This is a genomic window from Pseudoalteromonas sp. SG44-5 (assembly GCF_014164175.1).
GTDB classification, from domain to species: domain Bacteria; phylum Pseudomonadota; class Gammaproteobacteria; order Enterobacterales; family Alteromonadaceae; genus Pseudoalteromonas; species Pseudoalteromonas nigrifaciens.
The window spans coordinates 93,231-114,828 of the sequence record NZ_JACJES010000003.1 but is presented as its reverse complement, the minus strand read 5'-3'; the positions used below and the strand labels follow the sequence as shown (position 1 = coordinate 114,828).

General features: G+C 39.0%; 26 protein-coding genes. 19 read left to right on the top strand and 7 right to left on the bottom strand.

Annotation, left to right across the window (positions count from 1 at the left end; all coding sequences use genetic code 11):
* Entirely contained in the window at positions 1-1,083 is a 1,083-nt protein-coding gene (locus H5079_RS05165; RefSeq protein WP_089369265.1) for an efflux RND transporter periplasmic adaptor subunit, read from the bottom strand.
* A 124-nt stretch (positions 1,084-1,207) separates the two neighbouring features.
* On the opposite strand from H5079_RS05165, the gene H5079_RS05160 reads away from it, so the two are divergent.
* Entirely contained in the window at positions 1,208-2,110 is a 903-nt protein-coding gene (locus tag H5079_RS05160) for a LysR family transcriptional regulator (RefSeq protein ID WP_182683611.1), read from the top strand.
* The gene (locus H5079_RS05155) at positions 2,100-2,405 is read left to right on the top strand and encodes an MGMT family protein (RefSeq protein ID WP_011330066.1); all 306 of its coding nucleotides are present in this window, start codon (positions 2,100-2,102) and stop codon (positions 2,403-2,405) included. Before H5079_RS05160 ends, H5079_RS05155 begins: the two co-directional genes overlap by 11 nt.
* A gap of 158 nt (positions 2,406-2,563) precedes the next feature.
* Here the strand turns inward: H5079_RS05155 and H5079_RS18335 are convergent, their stop codons facing one another.
* Together H5079_RS18335 and H5079_RS05150 are read right to left on the bottom strand one after the other, a co-directional pair.
* A complete protein-coding gene (locus H5079_RS18335) occupies positions 2,564-2,695 on the bottom strand; it encodes a putative transporter small subunit (protein ID WP_011330067.1) in 132 nt (43 codons plus the stop codon).
* 9 nt (positions 2,696-2,704) lie between these two features.
* Entirely contained in the window at positions 2,705-4,330 is a 1,626-nt protein-coding gene (locus H5079_RS05150; protein ID WP_182683610.1) for a sodium:solute symporter family transporter, read from the bottom strand.
* 425 nt (positions 4,331-4,755) lie between these two features.
* On the opposite strand from H5079_RS05150, the gene H5079_RS05145 reads away from it, so the two are divergent.
* Entirely contained in the window at positions 4,756-5,238 is a 483-nt protein-coding gene (locus H5079_RS05145) for a thioesterase family protein (RefSeq protein WP_011330069.1), read from the top strand.
* A 218-nt stretch (positions 5,239-5,456) separates the two neighbouring features.
* Here H5079_RS05145 and H5079_RS05140 read toward each other — a convergent pair whose 3' ends face one another.
* Together H5079_RS05140 and H5079_RS05135 are read right to left on the bottom strand one after the other, a co-directional pair.
* The gene (locus H5079_RS05140; protein ID WP_011330070.1) at positions 5,457-6,086 is read right to left on the bottom strand and encodes a trimeric intracellular cation channel family protein; all 630 of its coding nucleotides are present in this window, start codon (positions 6,084-6,086) and stop codon (positions 5,457-5,459) included.
* A 283-nt stretch (positions 6,087-6,369) separates the two neighbouring features.
* Positions 6,370-6,999: a hemolysin III family protein gene (locus tag H5079_RS05135; RefSeq protein WP_182683609.1), complete on the bottom strand. Its 630-nt coding sequence runs from the start codon at positions 6,997-6,999 to the stop codon at positions 6,370-6,372.
* A gap of 169 nt (positions 7,000-7,168) precedes the next feature.
* On the opposite strand from H5079_RS05135, the gene H5079_RS05130 reads away from it, so the two are divergent.
* The 16 genes from H5079_RS05130 (at position 7,169) to H5079_RS05055 (ending at position 19,023) form a co-directional block, all read left to right on the top strand.
* Positions 7,169-7,510: a hypothetical protein gene (locus H5079_RS05130; RefSeq protein ID WP_182683608.1), complete on the top strand. Its 342-nt coding sequence runs from the start codon at positions 7,169-7,171 to the stop codon at positions 7,508-7,510.
* A 216-nt stretch (positions 7,511-7,726) separates the two neighbouring features.
* A complete protein-coding gene (locus tag H5079_RS05125; RefSeq protein ID WP_011330073.1) occupies positions 7,727-7,999 on the top strand; it encodes a hypothetical protein in 273 nt (90 codons plus the stop codon).
* A gap of 219 nt (positions 8,000-8,218) precedes the next feature.
* Positions 8,219-8,797 (top strand): LON peptidase substrate-binding domain-containing protein, encoded by a 579-nt coding sequence (locus tag H5079_RS05120; RefSeq protein ID WP_179806884.1) that lies wholly within the window; start codon positions 8,219-8,221, stop codon positions 8,795-8,797.
* A gap of 69 nt (positions 8,798-8,866) precedes the next feature.
* A complete protein-coding gene (locus H5079_RS05115) occupies positions 8,867-9,490 on the top strand; it encodes a sigma-70 family RNA polymerase sigma factor (RefSeq protein ID WP_011330075.1) in 624 nt (207 codons plus the stop codon).
* Entirely contained in the window at positions 9,483-10,157 is a 675-nt protein-coding gene (locus tag H5079_RS05110) for a ChrR family anti-sigma-E factor (protein WP_011330076.1), read from the top strand. Before H5079_RS05115 ends, H5079_RS05110 begins: the two co-directional genes overlap by 8 nt.
* 24 nt (positions 10,158-10,181) lie before the next feature.
* Entirely contained in the window at positions 10,182-11,135 is a 954-nt protein-coding gene (locus H5079_RS05105; protein WP_011330077.1) for a DUF523 and DUF1722 domain-containing protein, read from the top strand.
* Positions 11,135-12,541: a deoxyribodipyrimidine photo-lyase gene (gene phrB / locus H5079_RS05100; RefSeq protein ID WP_182683607.1), complete on the top strand. Its 1,407-nt coding sequence runs from the start codon at positions 11,135-11,137 to the stop codon at positions 12,539-12,541. The genes H5079_RS05105 and phrB overlap by 1 nt, the downstream gene beginning before the upstream one ends.
* A 1-nt stretch (position 12,542) precedes the next feature.
* A complete protein-coding gene (locus tag H5079_RS05095; RefSeq protein ID WP_011330079.1) occupies positions 12,543-12,971 on the top strand; it encodes a nuclear transport factor 2 family protein in 429 nt (142 codons plus the stop codon).
* Between the two features lie 2 nt (positions 12,972-12,973).
* Entirely contained in the window at positions 12,974-13,684 is a 711-nt protein-coding gene (locus tag H5079_RS05090) for an SDR family NAD(P)-dependent oxidoreductase (protein WP_011330080.1), read from the top strand.
* Positions 13,681-14,937 carry an NAD(P)/FAD-dependent oxidoreductase gene (locus H5079_RS05085; protein ID WP_182683606.1) on the top strand — a complete coding sequence of 419 codons (1,257 nt, stop codon included), beginning with the start codon at positions 13,681-13,683 and terminating at the stop codon, positions 14,935-14,937. Before H5079_RS05090 ends, H5079_RS05085 begins: the two co-directional genes overlap by 4 nt.
* Positions 14,930-15,667 carry a DUF1365 domain-containing protein gene (locus H5079_RS05080; protein ID WP_011330082.1) on the top strand — a complete coding sequence of 246 codons (738 nt, stop codon included), beginning with the start codon at positions 14,930-14,932 and terminating at the stop codon, positions 15,665-15,667. The genes H5079_RS05085 and H5079_RS05080 overlap by 8 nt, the downstream gene beginning before the upstream one ends.
* Positions 15,668-15,711: 44 nt before the next feature.
* Positions 15,712-16,974, top strand: coding sequence for a cyclopropane-fatty-acyl-phospholipid synthase family protein (locus H5079_RS05075; protein WP_089369335.1), 1,263 nt, complete (start codon positions 15,712-15,714; stop codon positions 16,972-16,974).
* Positions 16,952-17,452 (top strand): DUF2878 domain-containing protein, encoded by a 501-nt coding sequence (locus H5079_RS05070; RefSeq protein WP_011330084.1) that lies wholly within the window; start codon positions 16,952-16,954, stop codon positions 17,450-17,452. Before H5079_RS05075 ends, H5079_RS05070 begins: the two co-directional genes overlap by 23 nt.
* A 53-nt stretch (positions 17,453-17,505) precedes the next feature.
* Positions 17,506-17,997, top strand: a complete 492-nt coding sequence (locus H5079_RS05065) for a chalcone isomerase family protein (protein ID WP_041454935.1) — start codon at positions 17,506-17,508, stop codon at positions 17,995-17,997.
* Position 17,998: 1 nt separating this feature from the next.
* The gene (locus H5079_RS05060) at positions 17,999-18,538 is read left to right on the top strand and encodes a DUF3833 domain-containing protein (RefSeq protein ID WP_011330086.1); all 540 of its coding nucleotides are present in this window, start codon (positions 17,999-18,001) and stop codon (positions 18,536-18,538) included.
* 209 nt (positions 18,539-18,747) lie between these two features.
* Complete coding sequence (locus H5079_RS05055; RefSeq protein WP_008166804.1) at positions 18,748-19,023, top strand: HU family DNA-binding protein; 276 nt, start codon at positions 18,748-18,750, stop codon at positions 19,021-19,023.
* A gap of 152 nt (positions 19,024-19,175) precedes the next feature.
* On the opposite strand, the gene ilvN is transcribed toward H5079_RS05055, so the two are convergent.
* The gene (ilvN, locus tag H5079_RS05050; RefSeq protein WP_011330087.1) at positions 19,176-19,676 is read right to left on the bottom strand and encodes an acetolactate synthase small subunit; all 501 of its coding nucleotides are present in this window, start codon (positions 19,674-19,676) and stop codon (positions 19,176-19,178) included.
* Positions 19,676-21,400: an acetolactate synthase 3 large subunit gene (locus H5079_RS05045; protein ID WP_182683605.1), complete on the bottom strand. Its 1,725-nt coding sequence runs from the start codon at positions 21,398-21,400 to the stop codon at positions 19,676-19,678. Before H5079_RS05045 ends, ilvN begins: the two co-directional genes overlap by 1 nt.
* Between the last annotated feature and the right edge of the window lie 198 nt (positions 21,401-21,598).

The following is a 21,598-nucleotide window of genomic DNA, read 5'->3' as shown; positions in this document are numbered from 1 at the left end:
TTACAGACCTCGCTCTTTATTCCATGGGCGTACTTGCATGCCTTCTTTTAATGAATGTACACCGGCAGAAACAATTTGCTGTCCTTCTGTAATCCCACTGAGTACTTCAATGCCATCGCGGTGTAATTGGCCCACTTTTACTGCTTGTTTATGTATTTGGCCGGTTTGCTCGTTATATAACCATACATAAGCGTTGTTACTAATAGATTGCTGCGGATCAGAAAACACCGCCTCGTTGGGCAAAATAGTGTAAGCGGTTTGTGATTGCGTTACTTTACTTAAATCGATAAGTACGCGGCCAGTCATACCGGCAAGTAAGTTAAAATCTTCTGGAACAGGCAGCGAAAACACAACTTTATACGTTAATGTGGCGGGATCTGCTTGGGTGTCCCACTCCTTAAGTGTGAGTGTGTATTTTTTATCGTGATAGCCGTCAAAAATAACCGTTGGTTGGTATTGAGTTCCTTTAATAAAGCGCGCCACAATTCTTTCAGGTACTTGAATTTCAACATCCATTAAATCGCGGGTTTCTAAACGCAGTATATTTTGCTTTGCTTGTACACTTTCAAAGTTTTTTACAAACACTTTTGCAACAGTACCCGCAAATGGCGCTCTAAGTTGGCTATATTCCACATTCGTTTGTGCAATTTTAAAGGCCGATTCGGCAACTTGCTTGTTAGCAATAGCCTGATCAAGCTCTGATTGGCTGGTAATGCGTTTTTCGAATAGTTGTTCAATGCGCCCTAATTGTGATTTAGCCAGCTCGTAGCGGGCTTTACGCTCATTATATTGCAGCTGAAAATCTTCAGGGTCTAACTTAGCTAATAGTTGTCCTTTTTTTACATGCTGACCCGCTAATACCGGAAACTCAACCAGCTCACCACTTACTCTAAATGCAAGGTAAGAGCCTTGATTTGCAACTACTTCACCAGGAAAACTGCGAATGTTAACTTGCGAATCGTGACCAATATTAAATAACTTTACCGGGCGTATTGGCTCTTCTTTTACTTGCGGCTCAGGCTCAGAGCAGGCTATTAAACCAAGTAAAGTCGTCGTTACTACACATAGACGTAAGAGGTGCATATTTTCTCCATGAAAATTAAAAGCTAAATAAAGTCAGTGCAGCATACTCCGCAAACATATAAAATAAAATTCATTAAATTTTAAAAACTCAATAAGTTTTACTTATGTTGTTATTGGCAGTGCTATGAAACTCAACCAGCTACAAATATTAGACGCCATTGTACAAAGCGCAAGCTTAAGTGCAGCGGCACTTAAACTACACAAAACGCAGCCAGCGCTTACGTTAGCAATTAAAAGTTTAGAGGCAAAAATAGGCTTTGCGCTACTCGACCGTTCGCAATACCGTTTACAATTAACCGAAAAAGGGCGGATTTTTCACCGCCAAGCTAAGCAACTACTCAATAACAACGAAGAGCTTGCACAACTTGCAAAAGAGCTAGCACTGGGCAATGAAGCGCAATTTAGAATTTGTTATGAACAAATATGCCATGTGCAAAGCTACAATGAGATCATAAGTAATACTTTTAGAGTATTTAATAGCACTGAGTTTAGTTTAACCAGTGGTAAACGCTTTATTTCGTTGGAGCAAGTTAATAATGGCCAAGCAGAGCTTGGCATAGGCCCTTGGTTTGACTTGTTTCATGCTACCGGCGATTTAGAAAGCTTGCCCATAGGCAAGCTCGACATTGGTATTGTTAGCGCAAAAAATATTATACCCAACACACTTAGCTACAGTGAATTACAGTCGTACCCGTGTTTAGCCATGTTTGAAAGCGGCCTGAGTATAGACAGTGATAGGTTGTCTTATTCTAAAGGCCCAGCAATGATGAAAATTGACGATATATCGAGCTTAAAATCGTTTTTACTATCGGGCGCTGGTTGGGCTATGATCAGCTTAGAGCATTGCGCTGAAGAAATTAAATCGGGGTTATTACAAAAAGTCAGCATAACTGATCGCGAGCATGAATTTAGTACGCAAATTCGCGTTTTTAGGCAGCACTCTAGCCATCATGGGCCAGTAGCACGTACTATTTGGCAGCAGTTTACTCAACTTAGCCAGGCGTATTTGAAAAAACATGGAAATTGATAAAGAAACGCTTATTTATACCGTTATTGGTAGTATTCCTAAAGGGCAAGTTGCAAGTTATGGGCAAGTAGCCGCTATTGCGGGGTATCCGCAAAATGCGCGTTTAGTGGGGCGGTTATTAAAGCTAATGCCCAACGACTCAACAATTCCTTGGCATAGAGTAGTAAACAGCCAAGGTAAAATATCGTTTCCTATAGGCAGTAATAAATATCAAGAGCAACGACAAAAACTGTTATTAGAAGGCATTGCATTTAAAAATGAGCGAGTGAATATGCGTGTGTACCAATGGCAGTAATATAACAAGTTTAATCTGCCTGCTGTTTACTTAGCCACTTACTTAATGAGTGCGCTGTTAAAATAGTGCTAGCGTTAAAGTGTTTATAACTAAGTGCTTAACGCAATAAAAAAGGGCAAGTTAAATGCTTGCCCTAGTTTGCGTGTAAAGTGCATGCTTTACACTAAGTTTTTGCCTTTTTGTTTCGCATTTTTAAGATCTTTAATAAGTGAGCAAAGTAAAATAACAAATACACCAAAGGCAATCACAGGCCAAATTAATACATAAATAGTAAGTAATGTTGTAGACATAATTTTTCCTTATTTATTGTCACTAAATTCAACAACACGTTGCTTAATTAAAGCAAAATCAAACGTGCTTTTGTTGCTGGTTAAGGTAAGCACTACACAAATAATAGCGCTGGCACCGTAAGCGGTCAGTGAGCTTAGCAATACAATATAGTCGCGTAAAAAACCTAAAGTAAAAAACAGTAGTATTACGGCTGTTATTGCGCCCAAAATTAACCCCGCAGTGCGGCCAAAAAAGCCAAAACACATTAAGCCAATAACAACACCGCCGCCTACGCTTGCTATTACTTCAAAAAACAACGCGACAGCGCCAGTTAATTCCAGCCACTCAAAGCGTGCGATAATAAAGAGTAAAAACGCGCCGGTTACCGCGGCAGTAAACGCCAGATTTGTCACCTTATTCCAATATAAGCTAGAAATAACCGGAAACACAATTGCGCCCCACAGTGCGCCAACAAAAATTAGCATTGAGAGAATATCGAGTTTAAGGCTTGCAAATATAACGCCTAACATGGTGGCAACAACCATGGTAAAGCGGCCAACCCAAAGCATTTTTTTAGGATTAGGGTTGTTTTTACTTAAATGTTTACCGTATACGTCGGTCATTATAATTGCCGATAAGGCTGACAAGTCAGAATCGGCGGTGGATGAAAGCGAGCCAATAATCATCACAAATAATACTAATACCATTACAGGTGACAGGTAGGTGGCGGCCATCTGTGGAATGAGGTTATTTAAATCACCGTCTATAGGTTGCACGCCGGCTAGTAACGCCAGTAAACCCAGCATACCTAAGCCTATAACAATAGAGCCATAACCTATGGTTGCGGTAATAAAGCTCGGTTTTATTAAGTCTTCGCGTACAGCAAATAAGCGTTGGGCAATAGTTTGATTACCAATAGCGTATGCAAGAACTGCAACAAAAAAAGGCGCGCCTTGCTCTAAAATGGCAGTAGTAGAGAAAAAGTCAGCTTGTTCTATTGTTAAATTACTCATGCCTTGAGTAAATAAGTCGGGGCCGTCGAGCTCAAAAAATAGCATAGGAATAATAACCACAGCGGCGAGCATCATAGCCATTAACTGGCCAAAATCGGTAAAAACCGAGGAGCGAAACCCCGACCAAAAAGTGTATATAAGCACGCCAGAGCCTGCAATTAATACCCCTTCGGTAAAGTTCAGTGGTGATAAAATATCTACCAGCGCACCGGCTGCAGTAAAGTTAACCATTAAACTAATTATACTGCCGACTATGTTTGAGGAGGCTAAAATCATTTGGCTAGCACTGCCATGCCGCGCATGCATAATTTCGGCTAAGGTACGCGCATTTGGCGCAAGCTCTCTAAAGCGCTTACCAAAGGGGTAAATAAATAAAATCATCAGTGCGCCCCAAAAACCGTAATGGATTGCCCCCGATAAACCATATTTGTACCCCGAGCTTGCAGCAGCATAAAACGATGCTGCCCATATCCATGTGGCTGTCATACTCGCTGCAGACATGCTAAATCCAACGGATCCGTTGGAAACCATATAGCCATCGGCATTTTCTTGTTTTTTGCCAATACTTAGCGTGAATAAAAAGGTTAAACCATAAAAAGCAAATAAAACCAGCAGTATAGTGCTGGTACTAAACTGAAACATTTTGACTCCTTCGCCGCGTCACTCGTCATTACAATAGAGGTAATAAGGTGACGGTTATTATTTATTTTACGCAGTTAAAAACGCACGTAAATAATTAGAGGGCTACTAAAAACTTTATAAAATAGCTTAATAAAACTAGTAGCAAAAAATAGCTGATACGATCATCAGTAAAGAATAATGTAAGCAAAAACGCCCACATAAGAAAATAATGTTAACACAAATGGAGGATGTTATGTGATTTAGCTTGGTTTACAGTATTAAATGCTGAAATTGGTGCTGCTCAATATTTAATATAAATCAATTTTCCGCTAACGAATAACAACCAACAGGACGGCTATTTAATGTAATTACACAGCCAGTTTTCAGTGTTTGGTTAATACAGCAATAGCAACTTAAGCCTTATCGTTACCCTAAAAGGAAGTAAAATGTCGCTCTACCCATTTAAAAAATATTCAGCCACAGTGCCCACCCAGTGGGTTGATTTTAACGGCCATATGAATACAAAATATTATGGTTTAGTTATTTACGATGCGCATATAGATTTTACCGAACATCTGGATTTAGGTGAGCGATACCGTTATGCAAATAACTGCAGCAAAGCATTAGTAGAGAGCCATTGTATTTTTGAAAGGGAGTTGTGCGAAGGCGATGAAATTGAGGTTGTGTCTTGGCTGTTGTACGTTGATGAAAAACGTATTCATACATTTCATGAAATATATTGCACCAATAAAGGGTATCGCGCCGCTGCGGGCGAGCACTTAGATTTGCATATTGATTTAGCAACCAGGCGAGTATCTCCATTTCCAAGTGAGGTGCTAGAGCGTTTAAAGGTAATAGAGCAGCAATTTTGCCAACTACCCAAGCCCGTTAAAGTAGGCAGTACAATTAAAATACCCAGCATAACTTGAACTATGGATAACAAATCTATCTCAAGCAGCTATTTTCGGCGCTAACTACGTTAAAATTACTTGCAATAGGCTAGCTATTGGTGCGTTAATTCGCCTTGTTTTCACTGAAAATCTCTTAATCAGAGTTCATGTTATATATTTCACGTTGATTTTATTTTAGCGGCAGGTAGAGCATAAGCTGCCGCTAAAGCGAAACACAAAGCGGTTAATTTTTAGCGTTATTTATTTTTAACTGTTCTTTTTCTAAATATGTTTGGCTGCCAACCCCAATGCAGCGCGCCCAAACGTAAAAATACGGTAATAAACAAGGAGCCTAAAATACACCATATATAAGACACTCCGAGTAAAAACAACGCTGCATAAGTTAAACCGCCCGACAGACACGCAGTAGAATACAGCTCTTCGCGCATTACTAGCGGAATTTCTCTGCAAATTACATCGCGCATTAGCCCGCCAAATATACCGGTAGTCATACCCATGGTAATGGCAACTATCATGGTAGTGCCTTCAATTAACGACTTTTCAATGCCGACAATGTTAAATATAGCCATGCCTAATACATCAACTAGCAGCATGTAATAATTAGATACGTGCGGTAAATGGCGAATAAACACCACCGCAATAAATATTGCGCCATAGGTGGCGTATAAATAATCGGGCTCTGCAATCCAAAACACTGGCTGATTTAATAATATATCACGCAGTGTACCGCCGCCAAGCGCAGTAACTGAGCCTACAACTACAACACCAAAACCTCCAATGTTTTTTTCGTGGCCTAATAAAGTGCCCGATATAGCAAAAAAGGCCACCCCAATTAAACTCATAAAATGAAAGTATTCAAACGCCATGGTGTGGTTTCCTTACCATAATTAGGAGAGGTAGAATTAATAAACAGTGTAGCGTATTTAAAATTTATTATTGCTGAACACTCCCCCACAACAATAGCTTTAATATGAAATTACGTAGGTTGGTTTAGGCGCAGTGAACCCAACGAAAAAAGGCAGCATCAATTAATCTAGGCGTTTTGCATTATAGATTGGCTTAAATAATTGGCTAAACTAAGCATCAATTTAATAAATAAAATAAACCTTATTCACGATTTTATCGGCTTTATCAGAGGACGCTTTCCTTTCAATACACATAACGACTAATACCTACATAGTGACAAACGCAGCCGGCAATAACAAATAAGTGCCAAATGGCGTGGCTAAATTGGGTGTTTTTGGCGCTGTAAAATACTGTGCCTAGGCTGTAAAAAATGCCGCCGGCGAGTAGCCAATATAATGCGTTTACATTAATAACTAAGTAAAGCGGATAAATAATGGCGAGTGCAAACCATCCCATAAGTAAGTAGGTGGCAAGGGAGACTTTTTTATTACCATTGTGAACTAAAACTTTATACGCTACGCCAGCAAGTGCCACCGACCAAATAAAGGTGAGGGTTGCCCAAGACCAAACACCCGTTAACGACAGGTGTAAAAAGGGAGTGTAAGTACCGGCAATAAGAATATAAATAGCGCAGTGGTCGCACTTTTTATAAAATGCCCTGAGCCTAGGTTGTACACTGGCGTGATATAAAGTAGATGATAAAAACAAAATAAAGATGCTGGCGCTATAAATCGTTGCACTTATATAGCCTTTAGTGCTACTTGATTGATTAAACAGATCCCACATTACCCAGAAAGCAAATAACACACCTATTGCATGGCTAATTACATTGAGCTGTTCTTCTTTACGCGAATAGGGCGCATTCGATGACATAACTGATCCTACCACTTTTAATTGTTTTCAGTGTACGTGTGTACGCTGAATCTTTCAATTATTATAAGCAAACATAAGGGCAAACTTTCGCTTGCTTTAAAGGCTCATTAATTCAATATGTTTTACTACAAAATAGACTGAACACTCAACTGTTACTTAAAGGAAAATTATGCAAAAAAGCTTTAAAGCAGCATTACTTAGCGCTTTAATTTACCCAGGTGCTGGGCACTTTGCGTTAAAAAAGCATTTAATAGGCGCTATTTTTGCGGGAGTATTTTCGGTTTTACTACTGTTAACTTTACAAGAGGTGTATGCAATGGCGCAATGCATAGCTAATGGCATAGTAAACACAAGGGGCGGTGCTAGCTTTGATGATATTTTGGCTGCAGTAAAGCACCCATCACCGCACTGTGCAGCATTAGGGCAATACCAGTATATTTACTTAATGTTGGCTATTTGGTTTTTGAGCATAGTAGATGCTTACAGGTTAGGTAGAAAGGCGGTTAAATAAACAGCGGTATTGGCGCATAAATACAGCGTGTTATATTAACTAAAATTTAGCTGAAAAGTTAAATTAATTAGTTATATTAACCAACGCTGAATTTCATTTTCGGCTACTACTATTTAAATGTATTTTATAAACAATGGGTTATATTTTTAATTTAGTGTGGCACATCCCTTGAATATGTAATTGAGTCGAAACAATACACAAACAAGGAAATCCATTATGAAACATTCAATTAAAATCGCTATGGCAAGTTTATTAGTATTAGGTTCGTTGCAAGCAAACGCAACCGAAGTTGACCTTGATGTAACTGATATGCTCACACAAACAATTACCAGCTATATATCGCAAACCACCATAGAGCTTGAAAACTCAATAAAAGACACGCTTACTTTTAATACCGAAACTATGCTTAATAGCTGGTTAAGTGAGCCATTAATTACCGATATTCAAGCTGAAATTAAAACCGAAAATACCGTTAAACCAGTGCAATAATATACGTCAATTATAAGGAATAACCCTATGAGCAGTGAATTTGGATTATTTGCTTTAATGCTGGCGCCGGTTGTAAGTATGATCAGCGCTTATTATTCGGTGCAATTACTTAAAAGTATGGGAGCGTGGTTTAATATTTAACATTGGTTTAATAAAAGCTGATCGACTTAGTTAAAGCGCACGTAAATGAAGGCAGAATGTTTTAAACAAGTAGACTTTATGAAACGTGCGATTTTTCCATTACCCTTATTTATCCTCCCTGACGGTTATACGCGTTTGCGCATATTTGAACCTCGCTATTTAAATATGGTTAAAAGCGCATTAAAAGAAAACATTGGATTTGTGCTTTGTAGTTTTGAGCACGACACGCCATTTAATATCAGCGCCCAAGGTTGCCTAATGAACATTATTGACTTTGATCAAGATGATAATGGCATGCTACTTATAGATGTATGTGCTACTCAAAGTGTGCAAATAAACGATGTGTTTCAAGACGAGCAAGAACTGCGCTACGGTTTAGTGTCGAACTGTAATACGCCTTATTGGTACACAGAGGCAAACAATAATATTGGCGAGCATAAACGCCTACAAGATACGCTGCGTGAAGTGTTCACTAATAACCCAGAGCTTAGTTCATTATATAAACAAACCTATTTTGACAAGCTTACTTGGGTTGCTGCTCGATGGCTTGAGCTGTTACCTATATCTATTGAGAAAAAACAGCAACTTGCGTTTGAAACTAACTTTGATAACTTACTAAGTTTCCTCCATACTGTGATTAATAACGAATTTGCCTAATTTAATTTGATCCTTATTTAATTATTGCCCGTATTTACATGTACTAAAGCAATAACGGGATAAATTACTATGGTAAGTCAACAACAATCATTACGTTGTGAACCTAATACAGGTAAGTACACTGCCATGCCAGAAACGCCAAGTAAGGAATTGATGCAAGCATTAATTGATGTTGCACAAAGCCGCGATAAAAAAGCATTTGCTTATTTATTTGAATATTTTTCGCCAAAAATTAAACGTTTTGGTATCAAGCAATTTGGTATTGAAGCTCAAGCAATGGAGTTAGTGCAAGAAACACTAACATCGGTTTGGCGTAAAGCACATTTGTACAATAGTGACAAAGGGGCTGCGACTACTTGGGTTTACACGGTAATGCGAAATGCTTCGTTTGATATGCTGCGCAAAATGAAAAGCAATAAAGAAGAAAACATCAGCGAAGATATTTGGCCGTTATTGAACGAATCGCAAAATACGCATCACGAATACACAGATCATTTAGAAGATAAACAAATTAAACGCTACCTTGAAAAGCTACCAGTAGCTCAGCGGGAAGTAGTAAGAGGTGTTTATTTTCAAGATATGTCGCAAGAACAACTTGCACAACAACTTAATATTCCAGTAGGCACGGTAAAATCACGGTTACGTTTAGCCTTGCAAAAATTACGTAATGAAATGGGAGATCAGCATGATTAAACATCACCCGAGTGATACTTTACTGACACAATATTGCAGTGCATCACTTAGCGCATCGTTAAGTTTAGCTGTGTCTATACACGTAGATATGTGCCCAGTATGCCAAGAAAAAGTAACAAAGCTTGAAGCTGATAATGCAGCTGAAGTGTTTAACGATGCATTACCTTCAGAGGCTAAGGATGATACTAGTGGTTATTTTGAGCAAGAAAGCTCAAGCTTATTTGATTTAATAACCAGCGATACCAGTATTGATGAAGTATACGAAGTTGAACCAATTGCTGTTGAAATAAACCAGCAAAACTATCAACTGCCGCGTGCTTTAACACGTATTTCGCACAGCAAATTTACTCAAGTTGGCAAACTAGCCCGCTCGCGCGTTGCCCTAGATGATGGCCCATTACGTACCAGCTTATTGCACATTGCTGCGGGTGGAGAAATACCAGAGCATACTCATACCGGATTTGAGATTACTTTGTTACTAAACGGCGAGTTTAGCGACGAAGAGGGTAGCTACGTACCGGGTGATTTTATTTGGCAAGATGGCAGCCATCTGCACACACCGGTAACAAAAGAAGGTTGTTTATGCTTTACAGTAGTCAGTAGTGCGCTACATTTTAATAAAGGGCTGAGTAAGTTACTTAACCCAATTGGTAATTTAATTTACTAATATATACAGTTTATTAGGGATATTATGCAAGCTGATACAATTAAAATAGGCATTAGTGCATGCCTAGCAGGCGAAAAAGTGCGTTTTGACACAGGCCATAAACGCTCAAACTTTTGTATGGATGAGTTTGCAAAGCATGTTGAATATACGCGCTTTTGCCCAGAGGTTGCGGTAGGTTTACCTATTCCAAGGCCAACTATTCGCCAAGTACGAGTAGGCGATACAATAAAAGTGTGTCGCCCTGATGGTTCTGGCGACGTTGGACCACAACTTACTGCTTACGGTATTAAAGTAGCTACCGAACAAGCGAAAGAGTTAAGCGGCTTTGTGTTTTGTGCTAAAAGCCCAAGCTGTGGCATGGAGCGCATTAAAATATACAATGAAGCGGGAACTGGTAACACATCAGAAGGTGTTGGCTTTTTTGCAGAGCAAATAATGAAGCACAATCCATTATTACCGTGCGAAGAAAATGGCCGTTTAAACGACATGCACTTGCGTGAAAACTTTGTAATGCGAGTGTATACGTTTAAAAATTGGCAAAAATTAATACAGCAGCCACTGAACGTTCATCGCTTAACCCAGTTTCATGCGCAATATAAATACTTGTTAATGGCGCATAATTACCAAGCTTACCGCGATCTAGGTCATTTGTTAGGCACGTTTTTAGGTGATGACGTAACCGAGCTTGCTGATAAGTACATTTTAGGTTTGATGAATGGACTTAAAAAGCCAGCCTCACGCAAAAATAATTGTAATACCTTAATGCATTTACAGGGCTACTTTAAAAAAGATTTATCGTCAGTCGAAAAACAAGAAATGCGAGAAGCAATTGATGAATACAGCGATGGTTTAGTGCCTCTTTACGTGCCACTTACTTTGCTAAAGCATCATTTAAAGGTGCACCCAAACGAGTATCTTGAAAAACAAGTATTTTTTAATCCTTATCCTAATGAATTAAAACTACGCTACGGTATTTAATGAACACATTATTTTGGTTTAGGCGCGATTTGCGCCTTTTTTCTAATGAGGCGCTAATTCAAGCGCTTAATAATGGCGCTAACCACGCTATTTTTTTTATCTGCGAAAAACAATGGCAGCAGCATCAAGCAGCGCCAATACAAATTGACTTACTTAAACGTCGCATTACTTACCTGCACCAGCAACTTGCTGATCACGGCATTACCTTACACATTATTGATGCGCCAGACTTTGCTGATTGCGAAACTCAACTCATTGATTTTTGTAAGGCTAATAATGTTAAGCATGTAATTGCCAATACCGAGTATGAACTAAACGAAGTAAACCGCGATAAAGCCATTTTAGCAAAGTGCGATGAGCTTTCTATTACGTTTACCTTGTACGAAGGCGATTTAATTGCCCCGGTAGGCAGCGTTAAAAACCAAAGCAACGAAATGTACAAAGTATTTACGCCATTTAAGCGCGCTTGGTTAAAACAGTACATTGAGGTGCATTTTTCTTTGCCGCAGTGGTCTGTAGAGCACGTTAGCGGCGGTGCGCAGTTAAGCAAAAACGAAACAAATTTACTCAAAGGCGATAGCAGCTCTGAAAAATGGCCCGTTGATGATAAAACATTGGCCACTGTGGTCGATAACTTTATTTGCGATAAACTAACAAGTTACGACGATCACCGTGATATTCCCAGTATTAAAGGCACCTCAGGCCTTAGCCCTTATTTAGCGCTAGGTATTATTAGTACTAAGCAATTATTAATAAATATACAGCAGCGCTACCCGGATATTTTAAGCACTTCAAAAAGCAAAACCTTTACTTGGGTTAATGAGCTTATTTGGCGTGAATTTTATCGGCATTTAATTGCGCAATTTCCAAAGCTTTCGCGTGGCGATAATTTTAACGAAAAGTATAACGCGGTAGTTTGGCGTAGCAGCGATGACGAATTTAAAGCATGGTGCGAAGGCCGCACAGGTTACCCGCTTGTTGACGCTGCGATGAGGCAACTCTTGCAAACCGGGTGGATGCATAACCGTTTACGCATGGTGGTTGCTAGCTTTTTAACTAAACACCTACTTATAGATTGGCGCAAAGGCGAGCGTTTTTTTATGCAACACCTTATAGATGGCGATTTGGCCTCTAATAATGGTGGTTGGCAGTGGGCGGCAAGTACGGGGTGTGATGCACAGCCTTACTTTAGAGTTTTTAATCCTATAAGACAAAGTGAACGCTTTGATCCAAACGGCGAATTTATTCGTAAATACATACCAGAGCTTGAAAACGTGCCAGATAAACACATTCACTTTCCACATAGCTATTTAGCCTCATTGGGGCAAAGTGATTCGTGTTATTGGCCAGCAATTGTTGATCATAAAGCGGCGCGAGAGCGTGCCCTAGCAGCATTTAAGGTATGATATGGATAACCAGTTACCAGTAGATAAGTTTGTAGATATATATCAAAAACTTAATAATAGTAACCTTGATTTATTAAGTGAAATTTACTGCGACGATATACAATTTACCGACCCAATGCACAACATTAATGGCATTGTTGAGCTGCGCAAATACTTTGCTAATTTGTATAGCAATGTTACGCATTGCCAGTTTGATATAACCGACTCATTTAGTGTTGCCAATAACGCCTTTGTGTATTGGAGTATGCATTATGTGCATCCTAAATTAGCCTCAGGAAACACCATTACTGTGCAGGGGCACAGTAAGCTTACATTTAACGGTGACAAAATAATTGAGCACCGCGACTATTTTAACGTAGGCGAGCTACTGTATAAGCATATTCCTTTATTAGGCCGTATTATTAAGCTTATAGATAAAAGGGCGGGCTAATTATGATCACACTTATTACCGGTGCTACCTCAGGTATTGGCGAACAATTAGCAATAAAATATGCCGAGCAAGGCGATACTGTTATTGCTTGCGGTCGTAACAGCGAAAAGTTAGCTGAGCTTGCTAAGCATAACAACATTCAAACCTGCCAATTTGATGCCACAAATTTACAACAAATAAAATCTGCTACCATTGGCTTTGCTCATTTTGATCGGGTCATACTCAATGCTGGTAACTGCGAATACGTTGACGATGCACGAAATTTTGACAGCGCCTTATTTGAGCGAGTCATTAGCGTTAATTTACTGGCTATGGGGTATTGCTTAGAAGCTTTATTACCTAAAATAAATAGTGGTGGCCAGCTGGTGTTAGTCAGCTCAAGTGTAACCTATTTAGCATTACCGCGCTCAGAGGCGTATGGCGCTTCTAAAGCGGGTGTAAGCTACTTGGCTAAAAGCTTAGCAATTGATTTAAATGACGTTGATGTAACCTTAGTGCATCCTGGTTTTGTTAAAACCCCTCTAACTAATAAAAATGACTTTCCTATGCCTATGGCCGTTACAGCGCAAAAAGCGGCAGACTACATGATAAAAGGCATACACAAGCGTCGTAAAGAAGTGCATTTTCCGTATCGTTTTACACTAATATTAAAAGCACTGCGCATATTACCATTGCCGCTGTGGCTCAAAATTGCAAAAGGACTAGCGCGTTGAAAAAAATAGCTATAATTGGCACTGGCGTTTCAGGTTTAACCTGTGGGCATTTATTGCATAAGCACTATGATGTAACGCTATTTGAAAAAAACAATTACATTGGTGGCCACACGGCTACGGTTGATGTGCAAGTTGATGGTATTGAACACGCTATTGATACTGGTTTTATTGTATTTAATAACAGAACCTACCCTTATTTTGAAAAGTTATTAGCGCGTATTGGCGTTGATAAGCAAGAAACAGAAATGAGTTTTAGTGTGCATAACGATGCAATAGGTTTTGAATACAACGGCCATACTTTTACGAGTTTATTTGCACAGCGTCGTAATATTTTTAGACCAAAGTTTTGGCGTTTACTGTACGACATAGTTAGGTTTAATAAATTATGTAAAACAATACACGAGCAAGGCAGCTATAAAGCCGATCACTCATTAGGTGAGCTACTAAGTGAGCATAATTTTAACGACTTTTTTAAATATCATTATATTTTACCTATGGGCGCTGCTATTTGGTCTACCAGCATTAAAGAAATGCAAAATGTAGGCGTTGAATTTTTTGTTAAATTCTTTTTTAATCATGGCTTATTAGATGTAGTAAACAGGCCGCAATGGTATGTAATACCCGGTGGTTCTCGTCAATATATTAACCCGCTAATTAGAGGCTTTGCCGACAAAATTAAACTCAATACAGATATTAAATCAGTAACTAGAGCTGCCGATAAAGTAACCATAGTGTTTGCTAATGGTGAGCAAAGCGAGTTTGATAAAGTGATATTTGCTTGTCATTCAAATCAGGCGTTAGCGTTATTGGGCGATGCCAGCGAGCAAGAAAAGTCAGTGTTGGGCGCTATTCCTTATACCGAAAATTCAGTGGTGCTTCATACCGATACTAATTTATTACCCGACAGAAAAGCAGCCTGGGCTAGTTGGAATTATTTACTCAATAATAATACCGATAAAGCGGCTGTTGTTACGTATCAAATGAATATACTTCAAGGGTTACAGTCAGATACGCAGTTTTGTGTAACATTGAACCATCTACAAGGAATAGAAAAGAGTAAGATATTACGTGAATTTACTTACCATCACCCAGTATTTAACCAAGAATCGATAGCCGCGCAGCAACAAAAGCATAGCATTGACGGGAAAAATAATAGCTATTTTTGTGGTGCGTATTGGTATAACGGTTTTCACGAAGATGGGGTGCATAGTGGCGTAGACGTTGCCAAACAGCTTGGGGTTGAATTTGACTAGCGCTGTATATTTAGGCGATGTAAAACATCGCCGTTTTGCGGTTAAAAGCCATAGCTTTAGTTACCCTTTGTACATGATGTGGGTTGATTTAAATAACCCACAGCAATTAAACGGTGTGCATAGCCAATTGGGCAGTTCAGGTTTTAAAGCTCTTAAATTTAACCAAGCAGACTATCTAAATAAAGACCCGCAATTAAATACCTTTTCGTTAGTAGAGCGCGCGCGCAAACACCTTGCAAAGTTAGGTGTTAAACAAACCTTTAGCCATGTTTATATGCTGGGGCAATTACGCTGTTTAGGTATTTACTTTAGCCCAGTAAATTTTTATTTTTTTGGCGATAACGATACAAAATTTAGTTACATGATCGCAGAGGTTAGCAACACACCTTGGAATGAACGCCACTATTATTTAGTTCCGTTAGAAAAAAAAGTGAACTTTAAGAAAACCTTTTCCGTATCACCTTTTATGGACTTGGACATGAACTACCACTGGCATATTCGACAAACGCAGGATAAAGCATTAATACAGATTAAAAATATACGCGACGAGCAGGTATTATTCGACGCTACACTAAGGTTAAAACGCCACGAATTAACTGAGCAACAAGTAAGTAGGTTGCTTAAACGTTTTCCGGCGATGACTTGGTCAATTTTTAAGGGTATTTATTATCAAGCATTAAAGTTGTTTATTAAAAGAGTGCCTTTTTTAGGCCACTCAGGTAAGCCATAAAGCAAGTTGTTATGTTGTTTAAGAGTAATAATATAGGTGATTTTATGGAAAAAGCGACGCATTTACGTTGTCAAAATAATCGAAGCTGGCTTACTAATTTATATAAAAAAATAGTATTTAAAGCCTTTTCATCGATTCAAACAGGGCAAATAACGTTAGTTGATAATAACGAACGCATTACTTTTGGCGATTTATCGTCAGCTGCAAAAGTAACGATTACTGTTAATAATAAAGCAATGTACAAAGCATTTTGTTTGTCGGGTAGTGTGGGCGCAGGCGAGTCTTATATTTTAGGACAATGGTCTTGCGATAACTTAACTCAGCTGATCGAAATATTTGCAATTAATCAAAATCAATTAGATGCTTTTGAAAAAAAATTTTCTTTTTTCAGTAATATTGTCAATCGCTTAAATCACTTAAAAAACAAAAACTCAGAATCGGGTTCGAAAAAAAATATTATTGCTCATTATGATTTAGGGAATGATTTATACGAATCGTTTTTAAGCAAAGAAATGCTCTATTCGTGTGCAGTCTATCCCGAAAAAGAAGCAACCTTAGAGCAAGCTCAACAATATAAGTTACAACGAATTTGTGAACAAGTTGAACTACAAAAAGGCGACTCGGTAATAGAGATAGGCACCGGATGGGGGGCATTCGCAATTTATGCAGCTACTCATTACGACTGCTATGTTACTACCACGACTATATCTGATGAGCAGCACGACTATGTTGAACAAAAAGTGAAGCAACTTGGGCTTGAACATAAAATAACTTTGCTTAAATTAGACTACCGTTCACTTAAAGGGCAATACGATAAACTGGTTTCAATTGAGATGATTGAAGCGGTAGGGCACGATTACCTACCAAGTTTTTTTACTCAATGTAGTGCGTTATTAAAAGATGATGGCGCTATGCTTATTCAGGCGATTACTATTGGCGATCAGCGTTATAAACATTATTTAAAAAATTCAGATTTTATTCAGCAATATATTTTTCCTGGTGGTTGTTTGCCATCGTTAAATGAAATGAGTGAACAAATTAAAAATAATACCGATATGGTTATTCATACCGTAAACGATATTGGTGCCCATTATGCACGTACACTTGCCGATTGGCGTACGCGCTTTATACAAAGCTGGCCAGACTTAGACAGCTCTAAATTTGATGAGCGCTTTTATCGTTTGTGGTTATTTTACTTTGCTTACTGCGAAGGTGCATTTAGAGCACGTGCAACTAGTACCGTGCATTTAATGGCGCGTAAACCACGTTTTATCAGTACTGATGATGAAATTGCACTCGGTTATTAATTTTGTGTTATTTCAAGCAGTGTGGTTTTTATCCTTACTGCTTGAATCAAGCTCTGTTGTGTTTAGTAGCGCTATTATTGCGTTGATGTTTTATTTATCAAAACAAAAGAAGCACGACGCATTACTGGTTTTAGTGGCTTTGCCCTTGGCTTTATTGAGCGAGTTTATTGCCGTTAAAAGTGGCTTATTAGAGTTTAAAGTATCCCCATTTCCTGTTTGGCTTGCCTTATTGTGGTTTGCATTACTGCTTAGCATAAACACCTCAATGCGCTTTTTAATCTCACTAAAACTTTGGCAAGTATTTATTATTTGCCTTGTGTTTTCCCCTGCAAGTTACTGGGCCGGCGCGCGCTTTGAAGTGCTAAATTTAGGCCTGCCACTATTGGAGTTTTGGCTGGTATACGGTGCTCTTTGGGCTGCTGTATTTACTTTAATTATTTTAGCTAATTTAAAACTTAAATTACTTATTACTCGCTGATCCTCGCCCTTGCCGCTCCCGTATGATTATTCACTTACCTGAAGGGATTTACCATGAACGCTATATTTAAAGTACTGTGTATTTGTTTACTCACAACGAGTTGTGTTGCTGTGGCACAAATTAGCTTAACGAAGGTAGGGGATGCGCGGATGGAGTATTTATTTTGGGATGTATACGACGCTACATTATTTACTACAACAGGAGAGTATAAGCTAGGCGATAATCCGATTAAATTTAAGCTGACTTATTTGCGTGACTTTGCTGCTAAAGACATAGTAAAAGCGACCAACGAGCAGTGGCAACATTTAGGTAAAAAACAGCTAACAACGCAATATAGCGATAAATTATTAGCGATGTGGCCAAATATAAAAAAAGGCGAGTCGTTAACGCTCGTAACAGACAAGCAAGGGCTTAGTGTTTTTTATCATAATGATAAACACATTGGTGAAATTAATGAGCCTGGCTTTGCCGCTGACTTTTTGGCGATTTGGCTGAGCGAAAATACCTCTGAGCCCGCACTTCGAAAGCAATTATTAGGAAATTAATATGACGATTTTAAATTATGCAAAAGTAACCTTTGCCGCTATATGTGCGCTGTTATTGGTAAGTTGCTCTGCCCCCAATGTCGAACATTACAATAACACCTCTCCAGAATTTGACTTTAAAACGTTTTTTAGCGGAAATTTAAAAGCCTATGGCGTTGTACAAGACTATAAAGGTGAATTAACCCGCAAGCTCGTGGTTGACATGCATGCAAGCTGGGAGGGCAACCAAGGCGTTATAGAAGAAGATTTTATTTATGATGATGGTGAAACTCAAAAACGTATTTGGAAAGTAACACTCAATGATGACAAGAGTTTAACCGGCACTGCAGATGATGTTTTAGGCACAGCTAAAGGGAAAAGTGATGGCAGTGTATTTCATTGGAATTACGATGTTGAACTGCCTTACGATGGCAGCACTTTAACGGTAAACTTTGATGATTGGATGTACTTGGTAACACAAACTCGCTTGATAAACCGTACGTCTATTGTTAAGTTTGGTATCGAAGTTGGGGAAGTTACCTTGGTTATCGAAAAAATATAGCTTATGACTTTGTGGCTTAACTTGCGTTAAAATTGCACTTAAATTAAGTCTTTGTTAACTCAACACGCTGTATTTTACCGATAATTATTTTAATTTTACGCATTTTATAAGATTTTAAGCAAAAAATGCAATTTGCTGTTGCTAACTCTTCAAAAATGCATAAAGATAGGTTTTGCGAAGGCAAAATAATAACGAATAGGAATCAAATAATGAATAAAGCTCAATTAGTTGAAAAAATTGCTACTGATGCAGAAATCTCTAAAGCCGCTGCTACACGCGCTCTTGACGCGTTTACTGGCGCTGTAACTTCTTCTTTAAAAGAAGGTGATTCAGTAGCGTTAGTTGGTTTTGGTACTTTTTCAGTTAAAGAACGTGCAGCACGTACTGGCCGTAACCCACAAACGGGTGCTGAGATCCAAATCGCAGCGGCAACTATCCCAAGCTTTAAAGCAGGTAAAGGTCTTAAAGATCAAGTAAACCTTTAATTGTAGGTTTATCTAATTAAATGAAAAGAGGGCCTTTTAGCCCTTTTTTTTATGCCTAAAATATTTGCCAACCTTGTTAATATTATAATTACATTTAATAATTGTAATAAAGTTAATCCACCTTTATTAAGGTGGATTAACTTTTTAGTTATTTATTTGGCTTTTAGGGCTTTATCGCCACGGCCAATGCCAACTGCCCCAGAGCGCACTACCTCAATAATGTCGGTTTCGTGGCGTAGCGTATCTAAAAATGATTCAATTTTATCTGTGCTACTCACTAACTGTAGGCTATAACTTAGCCGGCCCATATCTAAAATAGTCCCTTGGAATACATCTGCTACGCGGGTAACCGCTGCGCGTGTTGTTTCGTCTTGGGCAAATACTTTAACCAATAATAGTTCACGCTCAATATGACTCATTTCGGTTAAATCAATAATTTTTAGTACATCAACAAGCTTGTTTACCTGTTTGGTAATTTGCTCTACTACACGGTCATCACCCATAGTGGTAATAGTAATGCGCGATAAAGACTGATCATCCGTTGTGCCAACTGTTAGGCTGTCGATGTTATAAGCACGCTGCGAAAATAATCCTACAATACGCGACAGTGCTCCTGGTTCGTTTTCTAATAATATAGATAAAATACGACGCATTATGCTTTTACTCCTTTACGTAGCCACATCTCATCAATGCCACCAAACTTAATTTGCATTGGGTATACATGTTCTTTTTCGTCTACAAGAATGTCTAAAAATACTAAACGATCGTTAATCGACATGGCTTTGTCGATAGCCGGTTGTAACTCATCTAGGGTGTTTACTTTAATACCTACATGGCCGTAGCTTTCTACTAATTTAACAAAATCAGGCAAAGACTCCATGTAAGATGATGAATGACGCCCGCCATACACCATATCTTGCCATTGGCGTACCATGCCTAAAGAGCGGTTATTTAATGACACGACTTTTACCGCTAAGTTATATTGTAAACACGTAGCTAGCTCTTGAATATTCATTTGAATAGAGCCGTCGCCAGTAATACATACCGATTCTTTATCCGGAAAAGCAAGTTTTACACCCATGGCTGCAGGTAAGCCAAAGCCCATAGTGCCAAGGCCGCCTGAGTTGATCCACTGACGCGGATGTTTAAACGGGTAATACTGGGCTGCAAACATTTGATGTTGGCCAACATCGGAGCTTACATAAGCGTCGCCATTGGTGGCTTTATAAACCGCTTCAATTACGGCTTGCGGTTTAATTGCATCGCCATCGGTGTTATAGCTTAAGCACTTTTGTTCGCGCCAGCTGATAATTTGACGCCACCAATCTTCTTGGGCGCTGCGATCAATTTGAATAGGGCTCTTATCAATACCAGCTTGTAGCTGCTCTAGTACGGTTGCAAGACAGCCAACTACCGGAATGTGAGCTTTAATTGTTTTAGAAATAGACGTTGGATCAACATCTACATGCACTATAGTGGCGTTGGGACAAAATTTTTGCACATTATTGGTGACCCGATCATCAAAACGCGCCCCTAATGCTAATATTACATCGGCATTAGCCATGGCTTTATTGGCTTCAAGGGTGCCATGCATACCTAGCATGCCTACAAAGTTTGGATGCACGCCTGAAATGCCACCTAGCCCCATAAGGGTATTGGTAATTGGCGCATTTAGTGACTCTACCAAGTGAGTTAATTGCTCAGAAGTGTTTGAAATTACAATTCCGCCGCCAGAGTACACTACCAGTTTTTTTGCTTCTAGTATGGCGGTAACGGCTTTGCGTATTTGTTTTGAGTGGCCTTTAGTGTTTGGGTTGTAAGTTCTTAAATCGGTAGATTTAGGAAATTCATAATCAAACTTTATCTCAGGGTTTAGCATGTCTTTTGGCAGCTCTACTACCACTGGGCCTGGGCGGCCTGTGCTGGCAATATAAAAAGCTTTAGCTAAAATAGTTGGGATATCTTTTGTGCTTCTGCAGTTAAAACTGTGCTTTACTATAGGGCGCGAGCAACCAACGATATCGGTTTCTTGAAAAGCATCATCACCAATCAAGTTGGTAGGTACTTGCCCTGATAGCACGACCATTGGAATGGAGTCCATATAGGCTGTAGCAATGCCGGTAATACAGTTTGTAGCACCTGGGCCTGATGTTGCCAATACTACGCCTACATCGCCAGTAGCACGCGCATAACCATCGGCCATATGTGTGGCGGCTTGCTCATGACGAACTAAAATATGTTCAATGTCGTCTTGCTGGAAAAGCGCATCGTATAAATCTAATACTGACCCCCCGGGGTAGCCAAATATGTATTTAACCTTTAATTCTTTTAATGCCTGAACAACTAGTTCAGAACCATTATATTGTTGTTTGCTCATCCTCATTCCTCTGCCGTTATTTTTATGCATAAAAAAACCCCCGCATGGGGCGGGGGTTTTTAAAAAGCAGTATCACCTTTCAATACATCCCCGCTGGGCTTATAACTAAGACCAGTACGAGTACGACTAATAGGCGAATTATAGTATTCATAATTAATTACTCTATTACAAAGCGTTAATACTGCTTTAAACTAAAAT